Source organism: Paenibacillus sp. 2TAB26, from assembly GCF_052115145.1.
Lineage (GTDB): Bacteria > Bacillota > Bacilli > Paenibacillales > Paenibacillaceae > Pristimantibacillus.
Window position 1 is genome coordinate 150,464 of the sequence record NZ_JBFRGC010000005.1, and the last position, 19,356, is coordinate 169,819.

Consider the following 19,356-nt stretch of genomic DNA (forward strand, 5'->3'; position numbering starts at 1 on the left):
GATCTTTGGTACAATATCATAATATCACGGTTATTTGAGCGAAAACGGACATTAGGCGGACAGAAAGCGGACAACTTCTTGAAGCGCCTTTTGCTTCCATCTTCGGAACGTGCGATCAACGATACCCAGCTCCGAAGCAACAAACTCTGTAGGCTTTCCTTCTATAAAACGAAGCTTCAGCAGCCGAGCGTAATCGGGCGCATATGCTTCTAACGCTTCAAGCGCTTGATCGATAGATTGCAGCTGCTTCTCTATATCCTGAAGCTCGCTTATTTTATCGATGACGCCCATATAACCTTCAAAGCCGCCCGAGCCTTCTCGCGCTTCAAGCACCTTCTCAATCTTTTTCTCCAGCTCTCGCAGCAGCTTTTCATCCGCTGGACTTGCTGTAGCACGGCTTTTCTTTACTTCGTTTAGCTGCGCTTTCGTTCCAATAGGATATTTCGATAGATTCGCATGCGCCGCTGCTTCGATACGCTGGTCCTGCTCATCCAAGTACATATAGGAAGGCAGCTTGCGCAGCTGCCGATGAAGCTCCTGCAAATGATCATCCTCAGATACTGCACTTAGCCTCATGCCTGGTCCTACCGAGGTACCCTCCAGCTGTTTCTTTCTCGCTTTTAGCCTTTTATACGCATGTAATTGATCAATCACCTGTTGTTCTGCATTCATTCAAATAACCTCCCCTAGGTTTTAATGAATATTGAGTATTTAAAATACCACTCACAACAAAAAAATATAGCGACTTCTCCGGTATTGACAATACTCCTAATCAAAAATATACTTACTTTTAAGTAGTTAAAATAGCGATTATGATCTACTGATACATTTCTTTAAGTGTTCGTCTGATGAATCTCATTGTATTTGGTATTTTAATTACCGTCAAGTATTTAAAATACCAAATATTCAAAAACGGAGGGTATTTATAATGTCATTGGGTGCACGAATTAAACAACTGAGGGTTGAGCGCGGATTAACGCAGCAGGATGTCGCCGCAAAGCTCGAGATGGGCCGCTCTAACTTTGGTCATATCGAGAATGATCGGGTAACACCAACAAGTGAAGATTTGCAAAAAATGGCGGATATCTTACTGACAACAACCGATTATTTGCTTGGCCGCGATGCAGCCTCGGCAACTATACCTGAGTGGGCTACGTATAAAGATAAGCGCGACTTTAAAAAGCTGCTTGAGGAAGACGGGGAAATTATGTTTGACGGCGTGCCGCTTAGTGCTACCGATCGTCAGCGCGTCATGGATGTGCTTACAGGGTTGTTCTGGGAAGCTAAGCATATGAATAAGCACAAAAAAAAGACCGAGCCGACTAACGATGCTCCTGATGATGCCAAAGGGTAGGTGTTGCTATGGATAAAATGATTTTGAAGCTCATTCGAAAATATAAGACTAACGATCCATTCATCATCGCTGAGGGCCTTGGCATTCATATCCGTTACGCCGACCTCGGAGAAGGCACGCGTGGTCTCTATTTCAAAAAACTGCGCCGCCGGTTTATTGTCATTCACGATTCACTTCCGGATAATTGGCGCCGCTTCGTATGCGCGCATGAGCTCGGGCATGACCGCTTGCATCCTGGCTTCAACCGTTTTTGGCTGGATGAGCAATCGTTTTTTAATGTTGGAAAATATGAGCGACAAGCTAGCAAGTTTGCCGTAAGGCTGCTGACAGCAGGCGATTCTCCTGCTCCTAGCGAGACGCTTGACGAGCTGCTTCGAAGAAATGGTGTGCCTACGGAAATGCAGAAGTTTTATTTTTAATTAGCTGTATTCTGCATTGTTCGATGAGGATGCTGCTGTGCAAATTCACGCTTACAGGAAAAGCTCCCGCTAATCTAGCTGAAATTGACGTATTTACCGCGTTTAACTGGAAATACTCCTGTTAATATCGTGAATACAGCCGTAAGTACTTGCGATTGGCTGAATTAGCTGGAGAAATTCCTTTTAACGGGCATTAAATGAGCAAAGCTGATTATTTAACAGGAGTTTTTCCCTTTACTTCGAGTACAAATCACATACGAACTCCCAGCTGCACCAATAAACACAAAAAGCTCCTATACCACAGCCAATACTGCGGAATAGGAGCCTTTTTACATAGATTTTCACATAGTTTTTTACATAGACGTCATGAAATCAGACGAATTAAATCGCCCAATTGCCTTTGCGGAAGATAGGCTCGCGAGTGCCATCCTGCGTCACACCGTCAATATTCATATCAGCCGAGCCGATCATGAAATCTTCATGCGTAAGGCTTCTGTTTGCACCATGAGCGAGAAGCTCTTCAGGTGACATTTTTGTACCGCCTTGGATATTGACCGGGTACGCTTGACCCAGTGCAAGATGACAGGACGCGTTCTCATCATACAGTGTATTGAAAAACGTCACATTGGAGTTCGAAATCGGTGAATCATGCGGCACTAGCGCTACTTCACCGAGATGTCTTGCCCCTTCATCCGTGTTCAGCAAATTAGTGAGCGCCTCATATCCCTGCTCAGCGGAATGATCTACTACTTTGCCATCCTTAAAGGTCAAACTGAAGCCATTAATGACTTGACCGTTGTAATTCAAAGGCTTGGTGCTGCGAACCGTTCCGTTCACACCATCCTTATTTGGCATAGTGAATACTTCTTCCGTTGGCATATTCGGATTAAAATAAACGCCCTTAGCATTTGCTTTGGAGCCGCCTAACCAAATATGTCCATCCGGCAGGTCTATCGTCAGATTCGTGCCTGGCGCTTCATATTGAAGCTGTTTGTAGCGCTTGCCATTCAGCAGCTCAACCATCTGAAGCAGCTTGGCATTATGCGCTTTCCACGCTTGAACAGGATCTGAAAGGCCTATCCGGGTAGCATCAACAATGCGTTCCCAAAGCTTCTGCACCGCTTCTTCCTGTGAGAGATTCGGGAATACTTTAGCTGCCCATTCCGGAGTAGCATAGGATACAAGCGACCAAGCATTCGTATGATTCATTAGTGAACCGCGATAGCCGCTAAGCGCAGTTGAAGCTGTTTTTGATGCTGTTGCAACGCGCTTCGCATCTACATCGTTAAGCAAGTCTGGGTTCGGAGAGTAAATCGTAATAAATGCCGCCCCATTTTCCACAAACTCTTCCCAAGCTTTGGCACGCCACATCGGATACTCCGAGAAAGCCTCTTCAGGAGCCTGCTTGTATTTGATGCGGGAAAGCTCCTCATCGTTATATTCCACATGGACATTTTTTGCGCCTGCTTTATAAGCCTCAGATGCAATAAGCCGTACGAGTGGAGCTGCTGTAATTGGTGCCATGACAACAACCGTTTGTCCCTGCTGCACGTTGACGCCAACCTTAACGACCAGCTCTGCGTAATTTTCTAATTGTTGCGGTGTTGGATACATGTATGTAAATCCTCCTTCATAATCAGTTCATTTGTTGCATCGTCCATAACCTTCTTCTATTATAATCCTCCAAGGTAAATTGCTCAAATAATGCAGGCTCGAACATATCCATCTTACTATTAGAGGCAATATTCCAGCTTAAAAAAAAAGCCCCCCAACGCTCAACGAATGAACGAGGGAAACCTTTTATAGAAAGCTCATATGTTATTGCTGCCCGGTTATGATATTAATAAGGGCTTTCCACCTTCATAATATCCATGAAAGGAACCTTTGTTACGCTGCCCATGTATTCCACATGAACCTTCTTTGTTCTTGAATCGAGCACCGTAATGACGCCTCTTACTTGCTCTGCTGCCCATATCGTAAGAAGCAGCTCTGTGCCTTCTTGCTTTGCTTCAACCAGCCGCTCGCCCAGCTCTTCCAGCTCAAATTCATCTCTAGTAGGCCTCTTTGGTCCTTTTGCCACCTTGTTCCCCTCCTGCTAGGTATGTACCCGTATTTTCAATAAAAAAGGGCCCCTCCGCTCGAGGAGACCCTGTTCCTATCGATCTAAGTTACGCGAATATATCTATTATAGCATGCCGCAACTTTCTCTGTTAGCGATATTGCGAGAGTTTCAGCAACAATTATTGGAATGCGAGATCATAGCCTGAACCTCTCTATTGAATAAAAAGAAGCCCTCCGTATGGCAGTCCATAGCAGAGGGCTTCGTTACTATTTATGAATGCTTAATCCCAATGGTCAAAATCTCACAAGGACCAACCGATACTTCAAGCAGCGATTGTCCATCTACAGCAAGATTTTCGACTTCATGCTCAAGCACATTACTTTTATAAGCTTGTTCAAGTGACACAGCTGCTGCTTCTGACAGCTTAAGCGCCGTTTCAGAAGGCTTCATATTATACCATCTAAGCATGAAATCGCCAGATTGCTCATTCACCTTCATGGAGGAGAATGCTAGTCCATTGCCGTCCCAAGCGAATAAAGCGCCGTTTGGAGCAAGCTTGCCGGCATGAACGCCTGTCTGACTAACCGTCCACGGCACTTGGAACTGATATGCCGCTGCATATGCGCCGGATGCAACTCCGTCGCCGTTATGCGGAAGGATCGTCAAGCTGAAGCTTTGCTCACCCAAGCATTGTGCTTCTGGTGTAGGGAATACGCCCCAATCGCCAAGCTCAGCAACTGCACGAAGCAATGTAATCGCAATGGTATTACGTCCATCGCGCAATACTTCGTATTCATTCAGGCCAAGGTTAGCAACCGTCAAACCAGCTTGCTCGCCGCTCACATCGACAAACGCCTGTTGATGCTGTGCGTTGCTAGGATTGATCCACTCTGCTGCCGGCTCGTTATCACGCGTTGCAACCTCAAAGATGGAGTCCGCTTGATGAACCGTTGTTTCCAAATCTGTTGGGAACAATACGCGAACCCGGTGATCCTTCGCTTGGTTGTTGAAGGAGGATTTCCATTCTACCCCTTCGCCTTTGCGGCTTATTGCAATTTCAGTCCGGATTGTAAGTGGAACTGTCGTTTCTGTACGTTGTGACTTCCGCTCAGGGAAATAAACAGCCTCTTGCTTCTCTACTTCGAAGTATGGTTCTGCTGAAGCAGGAACTGCCCATTCATGAACGATCTCGAATGCCGCACGGTATGCCGTATTCTCGATTAGACGAATGCTTGCAGGTACACCCTTCGTTGTCAACGTTTGCTCGCCGGTTGGCTGCTTGTACATATATTCGTTGCCGATATCGCCTGTATTCTCATACACGCCAAGCTCGCGATAGATTTGACCGCAGCGTTTATCGGTCAAGTTAAACGATCCGTCCTGCGCGATATCAATTCGAAGCCATTCGTTCTCAAGCGCATGCTCGCAAGCAACAAGCGATTGTGATGGCTGCAATTCTGCTTTCGCATTCCGAACATAGCCATAAGCTGCCAAGCCTAGCGCAGCAACTTCCGCTGCTTCGAATGTCAGCTTCACTTTGCGGCTCATATATGGCTGACGGAACTTGTCATCTGGCAGATCATAACCGAATTGAAGTCCCATATCAGAAGCTGTATGCGCAATGGCTTCGCCGCTTGAATTAACAAGCGTTCTGCCCGTTACATCGACAGCATACATTTTCTTGTTCATCTCATCCAGCGACAAACCATCACGGAAGTAAATGCGAGCGATGTCCAGCTCAACCTCTACTACTCCGCTGCGATCCCAGCCCGTTGTATTGTAGACAACAAACGGCAGTGCATCTTCGCCATATTGTTCAAATATGGAAGTGTCAACCGCATCGGCAATTATCACTTTGCTATCGTCAATAATTGCTTCTGCAATATGACGGCTCTTATCGAAGCGAGTCACCATCTCACGGTGAACCTCGTCCACGCTGCAGCCGCAAATGCTGTCATGCGGATGGTTCTGCATCAGTGTTTTCCAAGCGTAAGTAAACAAGTGATGCGGGTATTCGTGGCCAAGTGAATAAGCAAGCGCAGCAAGCGGCTCCGCTACCTTCTCCAGCATGGCTTGACCAAGCTGATTCATTTGCTTCAAGTAAACACGTGCGGAAGCAGTATTCACAAGCGTTGACCAGCCGTCTGTACGTTGGCTGCGAAGCTCACCTTTCACGACAGACAGCTCGCGTGTAAGTGAAGCATTCACCGACGCCAAATAATCTTGGAAATTCGAATGAATGAATTCTGTATCAGGGAAAAGCTCTCTTGCTGTTTTCAGCGCAGCAGACAAATCCTGCTGAATCGGCTGATGGTCGCATCCGTTCATGAACAGCAATTGGCCTGTAGCAGCATACTTCTCTGCCTCAGCCAGCTTGCGCTCCCAATATTCCTTGGCGCTTGCTTCATCTGTAGGCACTTCCATGCCGTTGCAGTACCAGTTGGCGAACAACACGCCCAGCACTTGCGAACCGTCTGGCCCTTCCCAAATCAGCTCCGAGAAGGATGATTCATAATCGGAATCTGCTACTGTATTGTTAAAGCCCGTTGGCTTCACGCCTCTACCAAATACCGCATTATCGATGCCTGCTTGACGCAAAATTTGCGGAGCTTGACCGATATTTCCGAACGTATCTGGAAAATATCCAACTTTGGCAATCGTTCCATAACGGCTCGCATCCTGATGACCGATTTGCAAGTTGCGAAGATTCGCTTCACTGCTCGTCAGGAAGGCATCCTGCAAAATATACCAAGGTCCGATCGGAATACGGCCTTCTTTAATATAACGTTCTAGGCGCTCACGATTCTCGGGGCGAACCTGCAAATAATCTTCCAAAATGATCGTTTGGCCGTCCAAATAAAAGCTTTTGAAGTCCGGATCCGTATCAAGTGTATGAAGCAGCGTATCCATCAATTTTACTAGCAATACATGGTGCTTCTCATATGGCAAATACCATTCCCGATCCCAGTGGGTATGCGAGATGATATGGGCTGTTCGTTTGTCTTTCATCACTAGAACACCTCTTCTTGTTAATCGTTGTTTGCAGGAATTACGTTCACATTCACCTGATCAGGTCGGTAAACGGACAGCAGCTGACCGTTTTTATCCACTGCAAAGAGTACAGACCGCTCCTTCTCCAGCGTAAAAGCGTAGGAAACGCCGGTTACAGGGTCTTTCACCTCAATATCAACATCCAAGCTGAACTCGGATACGAATGTGAATAACGCGCCGTCTTGGAAGGACAATTTACGACCATAAACGCCTGGCAGTTGCCCGCCTTTAATCCAATCCAGCTCCACGCTGCAGCCTGCATAGGTGAGCGCAAACTCATAAATGGCTGAGATCGGCTCAATGCGATCATTCAGCTCTACTGGCAGCGGACACCAAAGGATGTTTCCTTTGCCGTGCGATAGCTCGATAAGCTGATCGACTTCAGCTGCAGACGTTCCTTTTTGCGCTTCCTTCCATACCTGAGCAATTCTCCGATTGCCATAAGAAACAGGCAGCAAACGATCACCGATGCGAAGCAGTTCTTCGCGGCGTACATTGACAAGCTCTCTTGATCCAAACAACTCAGCATGACGATCGACTTGACGCCAGTATGCATCAAGGCTTGTTGGACCCGTCAGCAGCAAAGTTGCTCCTGTACGTTCAACGTAGCTAAGCAGCTGGTTCATTGCAGCATCTTCAATATTATGGGCACTTGGTACAATAACAAGCTTAACCGGATTTGCTTCCAGCTCGTCCAGGTGATATTCCGAAGCGCCGCGGAATGGCTTGTTCAGCTCATAGGCCAGCACCCGCGTTGCTTTAGTTGTTGCATCAAATGCCAGCTTGCGATTGGAGAAATCATTGGAATAAGGGAAAACAACTGCGGTATCCTCAAGCTCCCGCCCTCTGAACAAATCTCTGATTTCACCCATGAAGCGTCCGAAATCATAAGATACATTTGCCTCAGGTTTCTCCGTGCCATCTGCACGAAGTGCGCCAATGTGCGATTCATTCGCATTGTCCATATAGAAATTTGTATTCCAAATCCATTGCACCGCACCTGCGCCACCTGTTGCAAAAGCATAGGCATATTTGCGCTCAAGAATATCGCGTAGTTCTGCTTCCGAACGTTTCGCGCGTCCTTCTGGTGTTTCCACGTACATAATGCCCGTTTCCTGCACCAAATTCGGCTTGTCTGCCGTCTTAGCAAAAATACTGTCCCAAACCAAATGATCATTCAACCACCAGGAATGCACGGTTGTATAATCGACAGCCTCGCCATAGAAGAATGGTGAAGGTCTCTGCGCGCCAAGCGCTTCATCCTGTCCGACCGTAACCATATGATCTGGGCATTCTTCTTTAATGGCCTGGTACAGCTCCTGTGCCCAGCGATTGTGCATATCCATGGAGAACAATACATAATCAAGCCAGCGCGTACCCTTCTTGCCTTGATGCATATCTTGAACGTCAAAGTTGATTTCCTCTGGCTCAGGCACTTTCACCGCTTCAAAGCTCGGCAGCTGCTCTGGCGTCATATTCCATAGCTTCTGCAGCTTCTCCACAGATTCGTGGCGTTCCTTAAGCCAAGCTGCATAGGCCGCCTGCTCGAATGGATCGCGTGCTGATCTTGGTCCATCAGAAAAAATACGAGGAGGATCAAACATTGACGGCTCGTTAATTAAATCCCAATCAACATGCTTCGATTGTTTGTGACGCGAAATGATCGAGCGGATAAACCGTTTCTGTGCTTCTAAACTCCGCGGATCGAGATAAGGATTTTGGCCTTCCCAAGTTTCCGGAGTGAATGAGAAGAAAGTAAAGGTTACCTGCAAATCATGGCGTTTGGCCGTAAGCAGAAACGCATCAATGGAGCGAAGCGCCTCTTCCGATGCATGGCCATCAACCTGCATTATATTGCGATAAGCCGTCCATATGCCGGTTCTGATCCAGTTGATGCCTGCTTTGCGCATCTGAGCCATATCACGATCCCAAACCGATGCGTTTGGCAAAAATAAAAACTTGCGCGCAACATCCGACGTCATGTAGGTCATGCCGACAACCGGCATCGGTCTGCCGTCTTTTACGAAATAATCACGTTCGCTCGTAACCGGAGTTCCCTCTGCAAGCAGCTCAGCATCAAAACCCCAGAAGCCTTGGCGAAGAATACGTACTTCTCCATCCGTTGACTCCGCGATACAGTCCACCTTGTAGTAACCGCTCACGATTGCAAGTGGAACGGGAATACGAACGATATGCTGTTTGCTCGCTGCTTCCGCTTTGATGCTGCTCGTCCACCGCTCATCTTGCTTGCTTTCATGCTGGATCGTAATCGAAAAGTTCCAGCTTGCAGCTGGCAAATCTGTCGCAGAAGCATAACGGCTAAGCTGTTGTACTTGCAGCGTCAGCATCGCACGCTCATCCAGCTCGAAGGACGCATAATTAGGCTTCAGCCACAGCTCTGTTACGCCTGCTGAGCAGAATTCCGACCAGCGGCGAAGTTCGTCCGCTCCTCCGCTTTGCCAGAATAGCTCCGTTAACGGCTGATTTACGAACAACCAGCGCGCGCCTGCGAACATTCCCTTCGTGTTCTCCCATAGTACGACAGGTGCTGCTACTTCTCTTCCTTCAGCTGAAACACCCTTTAGAAGCGGGTACAATTGTGCATCCATCGGTCCAGCGGAACCCATCTGATGCGGCAAATCACTCGTTTTGGTTACATGAGGCACTAGATTCCAAGTACTTGAAACCTCAAACATGGATTCTTTGCCTTGCAGCAGCGGAAGATCTTCCATCGCACGCAATTTCATAATCGGTGCTGCATCTACAGGCAAAGCCTCATGAATATGAAGCTCGCGGTGATAAGCGGTTTGCTCAGATTCTGGCTCCCAAACGCCAGCTTCGTTTTTTGAAACTGGTTTTTTGAATGGAACGCCGCCGATGCTGATTAAACCTCCACCGCGCTTTAAGTAGGCTAAAATTTCAGACCATGCTTGCTTAGGGAAATACGGTGCATGCATATTTATAAAGCTTCCGCCATCTGCAGCAGCGAGTGCCGCTCCAAGATTATTCGCGCGAACGACGCTGCCGATTTGCAGAAGCTGTCCTTCCGCATCCGAGCTTATGCGAGAATCGATTGGAAACGATGGATCATAGAAAATAATCATGCTCATAGAATCTCATCCTTCATCGCTTGATAGACAAGCTGTGAGAAAAGACTGTTCGACCAAGCGAACCATTTGCGCGTGAACACAGTTGGATCATCCGCATGGAAACCTTCGTGCATGTAGCCTGTGTCCGCGTCAGTCGCTTCCAGCATCGCAATCAAATCTAGCTTTTCTTCGCTGCTAGTAGCTGTAATGCCTTGCATCGACAATGCCATATGCCAGATGTAGCCTGGAGGCGTATGCGGGCTGCCGATACCTTTTGCTGCCGTTCCTTCATAGTAGAAAGGGTTATGTTTGCTTAGAGCAAACTTTCTCGTATTCACATAAATCGGATCTTCTGCATCCACATAACCAAGGTATGGGATCGAGATCAAGCCCGGAGTTCCTGCATCATCCATCAAGCAGTAGTTGCCGAAACCATCCGTTTCATAAGCATAAATAGGTCCGAATTCCGGATGCTGATAAATACCGTAAAGCTGAATGCCATGGTTGACATCCTCTTCTAGCTTTTTCAATTCTTTAAGGAAATCCATGTCACGGAATACCCATTCCGCTATTTCCTCCATTTGACGAAGCGTAACAACCGCAAACATGTTATCCGGGATGTTGTAATGGAAATCACATGCATCATCGCTTGGACGGAAGCCTGACCAAATCATACCCGTATAATTTACAGGCATGCCTAGACCAGAATTGCGAAGTGAATCAGTTGGAATGCCATTATCACGAGTAAAACGATAAGGCGATTGTTCAAAATGGCGCTGTTCTGTCTTCCAAAGCTCTACGATGCGGCGCATCGCTGCTTTAAAGCCGGAATCGAAAATATCCGTCAGCTCCGTTTCTTTCCAGTAAGCATGCGCGAGGCGCATGGAGAAACAAATGGAGTCAAGCTCGAACTTGCGCTCCCATACCCATGGAGACATATCAGTTTCATCCGTAGTATTCCAGTGCCAATCATTAGCGGACTCATTGAACGCATTCGCATAAGGGTCGATTTGAATATAGGAAATATGGCGTTTAATCAAACCACTAAGAATTCTTTGCAAATCTTTATCATGTTTTGCGAATGGAACGTAGTGCATCACTTGCTCGACGGAATCACGAAGCCACATCGCAGGGATATCGCCAGTGATTACAAATGTCGTGCCATCGTCCATCAGCTTTGTCGTTGTTTCCAGCGTATTCGGAAAGCAATTTTTGAACAATTGAAGCAGCTTCGGGCGATGTGCCAGCTTCTGCTCCGCTTCCTTCAGCACGTCTTGAATCGCCTGCGGCAGCGTTAGCTCAGGCATCGGAATTTTCGGTAATCTAAATTGCTCCATCGTATTTGCTCCTTTAGAAATATAATTCGTAATTATTCCTTAACGGCACCAACCGTCAAGCCTTGAATGAAATATCTTTGGAAGAAAGGATAAGCGAATACGATTGGGCCTGTTGCCAGCACCACCATCGCCATACGCGAAGTATCCTGCGGCATCGACTGCAGCAAACCGGTGCTGAGCGATGCATTTTGCGAGTTTTGCATAATGAATTGCATACTATTCTCGATCCGCATCAGCATCGACTGAAGCGGCACTAAATTCGGCGTGTTAATGTACAGCAAGGCGTTAAACCAATCATTCCAATAGCCTAGTGTACTGAACAAAGCGATGGTTGCAAGCCCTGGAAGCGACAAAGGCAGCACCAGCTTGAAGAAGGTTCCAAATTCTCCCGCACCATCGATTTTGCCTGATTCTATAATAGCATCTGGCACCATGGTCGAGAAGAATGTCCTTAGGATCATAATGTAGAAAGCGTTGACCGCAAGCGGTAAAATAAGCGCCCAAATGGAGTCTTTAAGTCCAAGCAGCTGTGTAACAACAATATAAGACGGCACGAGACCACCGTTAAATAGCATCGTAAAAAAGGCGAAAAATGCGAAGAAACCGCGATATTTAAAGCTTTTGCGTGAGATTGCGTAAGCGAAAAGCGCTGTACATACAACACCAATGACAGTACCAATAACGGTAACAGCTATCGTTACCCCATAAGAGCGAAGCAGTTGATCCCCCGCTTTAAATAAATAGCTGTAAGCCTCAAAGCTCCATTTTTCAGGAAAAAGCGAATAGCCGTTTTTAGCTAGCGTCGCCTCATCCGTAAACGAAATGATGGTGACGAATAAAAAAGGAAATACACATAACAATGCAAAAATACCAGCCACGGAATGGAATCCTATATTCCAAATGGGCGTCAACCTATGAAAGTCGCGGGTTTTCGTTTGAGCGGACATAGCGGTTTTCCTCCCTGCGCAATGCTTGTTCCAGCAGTATAGCCTTTAGACTAGAACAAAGCATTGTCTTTGTTGAATTTACGAACAATTCCGTTCGATGTAATAACGAGTACAAATCCAATGATCGACTGATACAAGCCTGCTGCTGTACTCATACCGATTTCACCAGTTGATTTCAATCCGCGATACACATAAGTATCGATAACATTCGTTACGCTGTAGAGTGTTCCAGAGTCCCTTGGCACTTGATAGAACAGTCCGAAATCCGCATAGAAGATTTTACCGATTGCAAGCAGCGTCAATATTGTAATGAGCGGTGTAAGCATCGGGATCGTAATGCTGCGAATTTGCTGCCATTTATTTGCGCCATCGATCATTGCCGCTTCATAAAGGGATTTATCAATACCCATGATGGCTGCCAAATAGATGACACTGTTGTAGCCGACTGATTTCCAAAGAAATACGACGACGATAATAATCGGCCAATAGGTTGGATCAGAGTACCAGTTTATCGGATCGATGCCGAACCAGTTGAACACTTGGTTCACAACGCCTTTATCCAAGCTCAGGAAGCTGAATACGAAATAACCGACGATAACCCATGATAAGAAGTATGGAAGAAACATACCTGTTTGGTATACTTTTGCTAATTTCTTGTTCGTAATCTCAGCCAGCATAATCGCCATTGCAACGGCAATGACTAGACCAAGCACGATAAAGAAGATGTTATAAACGACGGTATTGCGTGTAATGATGTAAGCATCATTGGTACTGAATAGAAATTTAAAGTTTTGCAGGCCTACCCACTTGCTCTCGATAATGCTGGCAAGAAATCCATCCCGGCTGTATCTGTACTCCTTAAACGCAATAACCATACCGGCCATCGGCAAATAAGAGAAGAAGATGAACCAGATTGTTGCTGGCAGCACCATAATCAACATCGCTTTATTTTTATTAATATCTTTGAAAAACCGTCCTATGGCTCCCACGTGATCACCTCTCAGTTGTCAGATTAATGAGCAAAGGTATGAAACGAATGCCGTGCATTCGCTTCATACCTCCCGCATGTTTACTTGTTCGCCGCTTTCCATTCGTCAAGCTGACGTTGTGCTTCAGCCATGATTTTATCAAGTCCAGCTGCTTTAAATTTCTCATTTGCACGTTTGATGTAAGTCTCAGGATCAACTGTTCCTGTCATAAGCGGTGCCCAGAACTCTTCTCTTACGTTTTGTACGGAAGCAATTTCTGTCGTTACTTTCGACGGATCGAAGTTGAAGCCAAGAAGAGGTGCTGGTGTTCCTGCATCGTTAAACTTCTTGAACTCTTCCCACTTGTTCGTAGGATCTGTTGTATTCAAGTACGTAAGCATCACGTTGCCGAGTGAGAATGTTGGCATGTCATAGTTTTTTGACTCATCAAGGTTTTCCATAACATTGTCGCCTGTTTTCTTGTAGTGAACGTTTTCGATACCGGAATCAATCATGTTGCGAAGCACAGGATCTGTGTTCAGCAAGTTTAGGAATTCCATTGCTTTTTCAGGATATTTCGAGTTAGCCGAAATAGCTTGCATCGAGCCCATAACAGACCAGTTGTAAATAAGCGCTTTGCTTGCAGGAGTTGAAACTACTGGGTAGCCATAGCTTGCAGACCATAGGTTGTCAGCGAAAGGCTGAGTTGTCGCACGGTCTGAGAACCATTTGCCAGTCGTTTGAACATCTGTCATCGAATCCATTGTTGCTGCTTCAGTTGGAATGTAGCCAGCTTTATAATATTTGTGCATTGTAGTCAAAGCTTGTTTCATTTCTGGTGTATCTAGAACGTTAACCAATTTGTAATCCTTTGTATCGAGGGAAACAGCCATTGGCAGCTTCTCGATTACATAGTCATATGGCACGTAAGGCATTTGGTTTTTATCAACCGCGAAAGGATATACGCCTTGTTCGTTTTCTTTGATCGTTTTGAGCAATGGCTCAAGGCTCTCAAGTGTGTTCACTTTTGAAATATCGATTTTGTATTTGTCCACATACTGCTTGTTAAAGCGCCATACTTCTTGTGCTGGCAGCTCTTTGTTAGCAGGGATACCATAGTTGTGGCCGTCAATTTTGGAACCTTCAAGGAAGGCAGGATCAAGTGTATCGACGATGCCTTTACCGTGCGATTTCAACAAATCATCGATTTGCATGAATGCGCCTTTTCTTGCGTTCTGCACGTAATCAAACGCCCATGAAGACGTAAACATAATGTCTACTGCTTCACCGGAAGCCGTCATAACTTGCAGCTTCTGTGAGTAATCGCCCCAGTCGATCATGCTCATTTTAACCGTAACACCAATTTTTTCTGCTGTATATTTGCTTACTTCCTGCATAACCTTGTCCACATCTTTTTGAGGCGTACCAATTGTGTACCAGAGCAGTTCTACTGGTTTCTCGGCAGTGCCTTCACCTTCGTTTTTGCTTCCGCCGCACGCGCTAAGCACGATTGACATGACCAGCATCAGCGCAAGCGCCGGCATAAATCTCTTTTTGTTTCTAATCATTGTAAGTCCTCCCTATGTCTAGTTACGAAGCACAATTCAATTGCGTAAGCATACGCTTACTTTATTGCTCTGACCTTAATTCGCGATGCGTTTTAGGGCTAACTTAAAAATAACGGATGTAACGGTTTTCAAATAGGGAACAAATTAAAGGTATGGTGTACAAATTAAAGAAAGAAAGGACAACTCCATCTTGCATTAGAGTAGTCCTTTGTAATCAGTCGGCGAAATGCCAACATATTTCTTAAATTGCTTGTAAAAATATCCAGTTTCCCAGTAGCCGACTTGAAGCGCAATTTCCTGCACCTTCAGATTCGTCTCCTTCAACATTTCCTTAGCCTTGCCTATTCGATATTTGTTTATGTACTCGGTAAAGGTTTCATTTGTCTCCTTCTGAAACAGATGTCCGAGATAAACAGGATGGATGTTGTATTGCTGGCTGAGCGATTTGAGCGACAGCGCCTGGGCGTAGTTCTCATGCACATATCCGAGCAGCAGCTGAATGATTGGGCTTTTCACGTCGCGCATAAGCGAATCCACCGTCAAGGTAGCTGCTTCTTTGACGACGGAGGAGAGCCCTTCAATCGTCTCGGCTTGCATGATTTGCGTGAAACCTGCTTTGAACAGCTCAGGCTGATCTGCCTGCTTAATTTCTTTGAGCTCCATTTTGAACCGTATCATCATCTCAATGGCCATACTTTGAATATATTCCGGCGTAACGCCGTCCAGCGTCTGATAATGCTCAAATTCAGCATCGATTGCCGCATGAAGCTGCTCTAGATCCTTCGCCTTAATCAGCTTCGAGAATAAGGACCAATTCAGCGGCTGCGACGTTACATTCTCAATGCTGTTCTTCTCCGACAACAAGCTATAGTCCAAAATAGCCGGCTCGTCGGATAATAAGAAATATTCCTGCGCTTTCTTCGCATGCGCGTAGCTTTGCGGCGCACCCTCGCCTACCGCCTCCACACTGCCAAGCGAAATACGCATCGGGCTCGGAGCGAACCGCTTCTGCATATTTTCAAGCATACTTATCGCCTTTTCCTTACCCTGCTCCTTGTCCTCCAGCATAAACACGATAACCAAGTCGCCATCAATGTCCACAAACGGCAGCATCGACGAATCTTCCATGGCAAGCCGCTGTACGGCTTCATAGGACGGCTCGAACTGACTTTCCGTTCGAATAATCGCAGTCACAAGATAAGGAGCATCCATCCGGATTTCAAGCATATCGGTACGTTCGATCAGCTCATTAGGCGCAATGCGTCCAGTCAGCCACCGATACAATATATTATCCCTAAGAATTCGAATATCATAATCACTAAATAATCGGTCAGGCCTTGTCGTGTTCAATTTGTCGATTGTATTAGCCAGCGTCTCTTGCAGCTCGTCAATATTAATCGGTTTAAGCAAATAATTTTCCACACCAAGCTTTAGCCCTGACTTGATATAGTCAAATTCGTTGAAGCCGCTCAAAATAATGACCTTCAAATCCGGCCGGAATTGCCGTGCTTCACGAATCAATGTTAAGCCGTCCATCACAGGCATTGAAATATCCGTAAGCAAAATATCAGCCGATGACTCCTTTAACGCTTCAAGCGCATCCTGGCCATTCTCCGCTGCACCGACGACTTCAAGGCCAAACGCCGCCCAATCAATAATGTCGTACAAGCCTTCTATAATAAACGGCTCGTCATCTACAAGAAATACTCTATACATGCTGCGCCTCCTCTAGCACTGGGAATTCAATCGTTACGATCGTTCCGACGCCTGGCGTGCTGTTAATTTCAACACCATATTCCGTTCCGTACAGCAGCCTCAGTCTCTCATGCACACTGCGAAGACCAAAAGAATCGCCGCTTTCCTCCAGCATGTCCATCGACTCACGAATGGACTCGAGTCGCCCAGGCGCTATACCTCTGCCATTATCCTCGACTTGAATTTGTATGCGATCCTCTATCTGCCGAACATTTATTTTCACTTGGTTATCCGGCCTGCGCGCTTCTAGACCATGTACAACGTAATTTTCAATGATCGGCTGCAGCGCCATTCGCATTATATTTTTGCTTGCCAAGCTCTGATCGCAATGAATTTCGTAAGAAAGCTTATCCTTATAACGAATCCGAAACAGCTCCAAATAGAGGCGCGAAGTTTCTAGCTCATCCTTGAGCGTGTTTTCACCTTTGGGCTGAACGAAGCTTTTGAATAACACCGATAAGCTGTATATCATTTCGCCTACGTCCTTCGCTCCTTGCGATACGGCCCGCATCCGAATCACTTCGAGCGTATTGTACAAAAAGTGCGGATTCACTCTAGCCTGCAGAGCAGCAAGCTCTGTATGCTTTTGTTTAATCTCCGCTTTATAGACGCGGTCGATATGCTTTGTCAGCTCGCCGAGCATATCGTTAAAGCTTCTGGAAATTTGCCCAAGCTCGTCCTCTTTCTCGTCTTGGATGCGTGCGGACAAGTCGCCGTTCTCCACTTTGCGCATAAATCGTATTATTTTATTCGTTCGTTTCGCGAAATTGATAACAACCAAGGTCGGAACTAGCAGCACCATAATGATACAAATGATACTAATCAATGTAATCGTGTGCTTCAAGCCTTGATAGGCAGCAGCTACCTCCGCCTTTGGCGCTACACCAACTACGGTATAACCCGCTTCGGTTTGCGTGAACATCTTGACATAAGATTCCTGCTCAAGCATCACAGTGTCATTCAAGGAATCAATTTTATCGATATAAGGGTACCGTTTACCATAAAAGTTGTCTGAGGAATCGAAGAGCACTTCCCCTGTTGGTCCGAGGACAAGAATGTAGCCCTTTAATTGCTCTTTATAGCTCTCAAGTGCTTTTTGAATCCGTTCTGAGTTGAAATAAACGAGCAGCTGCCCTAGGTTTTTCAACGTATTTTTGTCCGTAATGGGGACACGTATCGCGAATAGCTTTGGATCCTGCTGTCCAATTGCCGTTCGTACCCATGCATTCGGCAGCGTTACTTTACTTGCTTCCATCGCCATGGCATCCGGGATATAGGAATGTGCGGCATTCGTAGATATTAACTTCGTTACATGCCCCTGCTTGTATGCGTACAAAAACTGCTTTTCCGAGCTGTATAGCAGCAGGTTCTCGATATCGGCATCATTTTCAACCTTATTTTCAAAATAATCCAGCCCCTTCGGCATGTCGATATTAATAGAAGAGGCATATTGATCCAATTGATAATTGATGTAATCCTCGAACGGATTTTGAAGAAAGTAAGTAAGATGAAGAGATAAGGCTTCATTCCGATACACATCAAGCATAATGGACTCCACCGATTCAAATTTACGAGCCATGTAACTATTCACGCTATCGATCGCTTTTTTCTGATTTTCAAGCTCATTGCGTACAATCGATTCTGACATGACATTAAACATAAAATACGAAAAGGTTACGATCGTCACTGTTGTGATCAATGCAAACAACAAAATCATTTTCATGAAAAGATTATTTTTGACATAGTTGCGGTACAAGCTTTTTGCCTTCAAAATAAGCTCCTTTCCCGTGAATGATCGTTGCTCTATAGGTTGATCGGAGTTCACGATATGGGGTACAAGGTTTAATAATACTTCAGTATGATTTGCTGGCACAAGTATGCTCCTTAATAATCGGCAATTGAAGGGTACGGTTGAATGGCGCCTCGGAAGGGGCGTATAATGTAAAGGTGAGAGAATCCGCAAGATTGGAGATGAGAGCATGACAATTGGTAAAATGCTTCGAAATGTTTCCGTCGGACTGATATTCGGCATACTGGCCATTGGATTACTGCCGTTTCTGGTCATCTTTAACTGGGCGGAGATGCTCAATCTTGTCGAACTCGAAACCTCGCCATTATTTATGCTTCTTGGACGATTTATTAGACCGACCGTTCGCAAGAAAAGCATGAACAGCGTGAACAGCATGGACAGTCAGGAACACAAACAAGAGCTCAATCAATAAATAAGCAGCAGCCTAAACCGTTTGCATGAACGGAGACCCGGGAGAGCACCTTATTTTGGTGGCATTCTTCCGGGTCTTTCTTTCTCGCTTAAACGAGCGATTTATAGTAAAATGGGGCGATGCAACACTATACGATTATGAGGTGCCCTTATGTCCATTAGCTTCACAACATCCATTATCAGCCGCTTAAAAAGAGAAATCGCTGACATGCAACAGCAAACCAGCAACGATAAAAGCAAAAAAGAGAAAGCTCTCTCTAAAATAAAACAACTGCAAAAAAACATCAAAATGAGCTCTTCCCCCACCGACCTTAGCAGCAAGATGACTCAAATTACGAAATTAAACGAAGAGGTAGCCAGAATTGATGCTTCGCAGGCTGCTTTAACTAAACAATTAGCTGCAAAAAATGCAGAGCTTCGGCAGCAGCTTGCCAAAAACGAGCAAAAAAGCGAAAAATAGCTTTAGCATAGAGACCTTTCACAAGTTCAAATGAGCTTGCGAAGGGTCTTTTTGTTATCGGCTTGATATGGTGAGATTGTCCATTCCTCGTATACTTTAACCAAACGCGCGCATCCTATGGAAAA

General features: G+C 45.8%; 15 protein-coding genes. 4 read left to right on the top strand and 11 right to left on the bottom strand.

Translation table 11 applies throughout. The annotated features are described in order from the left end of the window. Positions 1-51: 51 nt before the first annotated feature. Positions 52-672 (bottom strand): ECF-type sigma factor, encoded by a 621-nt coding sequence (locus tag AB4Z50_RS06665; protein ID WP_339207323.1) that lies wholly within the window; start codon positions 670-672, stop codon positions 52-54. 256 nt (positions 673-928) lie between these two features. Between AB4Z50_RS06665 and AB4Z50_RS06670 the strand changes: the two genes are divergently transcribed. Next, positions 929-1,354, top strand: coding sequence for a helix-turn-helix domain-containing protein (locus AB4Z50_RS06670; protein ID WP_076269721.1), 426 nt, complete (start codon positions 929-931; stop codon positions 1,352-1,354). A gap of 8 nt (positions 1,355-1,362) precedes the next feature. Then, positions 1,363-1,773, top strand: a complete 411-nt coding sequence (locus AB4Z50_RS06675) for an ImmA/IrrE family metallo-endopeptidase (protein ID WP_441877180.1) — start codon at positions 1,363-1,365, stop codon at positions 1,771-1,773. 381 nt (positions 1,774-2,154) lie between these two features. Here AB4Z50_RS06675 and AB4Z50_RS06680 read toward each other — a convergent pair whose 3' ends face one another. From AB4Z50_RS06680 to AB4Z50_RS06725, 10 genes are all read right to left on the bottom strand, one after another. Then, a complete protein-coding gene (locus tag AB4Z50_RS06680; protein WP_441877183.1) occupies positions 2,155-3,387 on the bottom strand; it encodes an aminopeptidase in 1,233 nt (410 codons plus the stop codon). Positions 3,388-3,613: 226 nt separating this feature from the next. Continuing rightward, positions 3,614-3,853, bottom strand: coding sequence for a YolD-like family protein (locus tag AB4Z50_RS06685; RefSeq protein ID WP_076269718.1), 240 nt, complete (start codon positions 3,851-3,853; stop codon positions 3,614-3,616). 252 nt (positions 3,854-4,105) lie between these two features. Then, positions 4,106-6,844: an alpha-mannosidase gene (locus AB4Z50_RS06690; RefSeq protein WP_441877577.1), complete on the bottom strand. Its 2,739-nt coding sequence runs from the start codon at positions 6,842-6,844 to the stop codon at positions 4,106-4,108. A 20-nt stretch (positions 6,845-6,864) separates the two neighbouring features. Beyond that, complete coding sequence (locus AB4Z50_RS06695) at positions 6,865-9,996, bottom strand: beta-galactosidase (RefSeq protein WP_441877186.1); 3,132 nt, start codon at positions 9,994-9,996, stop codon at positions 6,865-6,867. Continuing rightward, a complete protein-coding gene (locus AB4Z50_RS06700; RefSeq protein ID WP_076269715.1) occupies positions 9,993-11,312 on the bottom strand; it encodes a glycoside hydrolase family 125 protein in 1,320 nt (439 codons plus the stop codon). The genes AB4Z50_RS06695 and AB4Z50_RS06700 overlap by 4 nt, the downstream gene beginning before the upstream one ends. A gap of 32 nt (positions 11,313-11,344) precedes the next feature. Beyond that, the gene (locus AB4Z50_RS06705) at positions 11,345-12,259 is read right to left on the bottom strand and encodes a carbohydrate ABC transporter permease (RefSeq protein WP_076269714.1); all 915 of its coding nucleotides are present in this window, start codon (positions 12,257-12,259) and stop codon (positions 11,345-11,347) included. 50 nt (positions 12,260-12,309) lie between these two features. After that, positions 12,310-13,248, bottom strand: coding sequence for an ABC transporter permease (locus AB4Z50_RS06710; RefSeq protein WP_179089866.1), 939 nt, complete (start codon positions 13,246-13,248; stop codon positions 12,310-12,312). An 80-nt stretch (positions 13,249-13,328) separates the two neighbouring features. Further along, positions 13,329-14,795: an ABC transporter substrate-binding protein gene (locus AB4Z50_RS06715; RefSeq protein WP_441877191.1), complete on the bottom strand. Its 1,467-nt coding sequence runs from the start codon at positions 14,793-14,795 to the stop codon at positions 13,329-13,331. Positions 14,796-14,990: 195 nt separating this feature from the next. Continuing rightward, positions 14,991-16,511 (bottom strand): response regulator, encoded by a 1,521-nt coding sequence (locus tag AB4Z50_RS06720; RefSeq protein ID WP_441877194.1) that lies wholly within the window; start codon positions 16,509-16,511, stop codon positions 14,991-14,993. Next, positions 16,504-18,423 (bottom strand): sensor histidine kinase, encoded by a 1,920-nt coding sequence (locus AB4Z50_RS06725; RefSeq protein WP_441877197.1) that lies wholly within the window; start codon positions 18,421-18,423, stop codon positions 16,504-16,506. Before AB4Z50_RS06725 ends, AB4Z50_RS06720 begins: the two co-directional genes overlap by 8 nt. A 106-nt stretch (positions 18,424-18,529) precedes the next feature. Between AB4Z50_RS06725 and AB4Z50_RS06730 the strand changes: the two genes are divergently transcribed. Continuing rightward, positions 18,530-18,772, top strand: a complete 243-nt coding sequence (locus AB4Z50_RS06730; RefSeq protein WP_339207313.1) for a hypothetical protein — start codon at positions 18,530-18,532, stop codon at positions 18,770-18,772. A 150-nt stretch (positions 18,773-18,922) separates the two neighbouring features. Further along, positions 18,923-19,231, top strand: coding sequence for a hypothetical protein (locus tag AB4Z50_RS06735; RefSeq protein WP_441877200.1), 309 nt, complete (start codon positions 18,923-18,925; stop codon positions 19,229-19,231). Positions 19,232-19,356 lie beyond the last annotated feature (125 nt).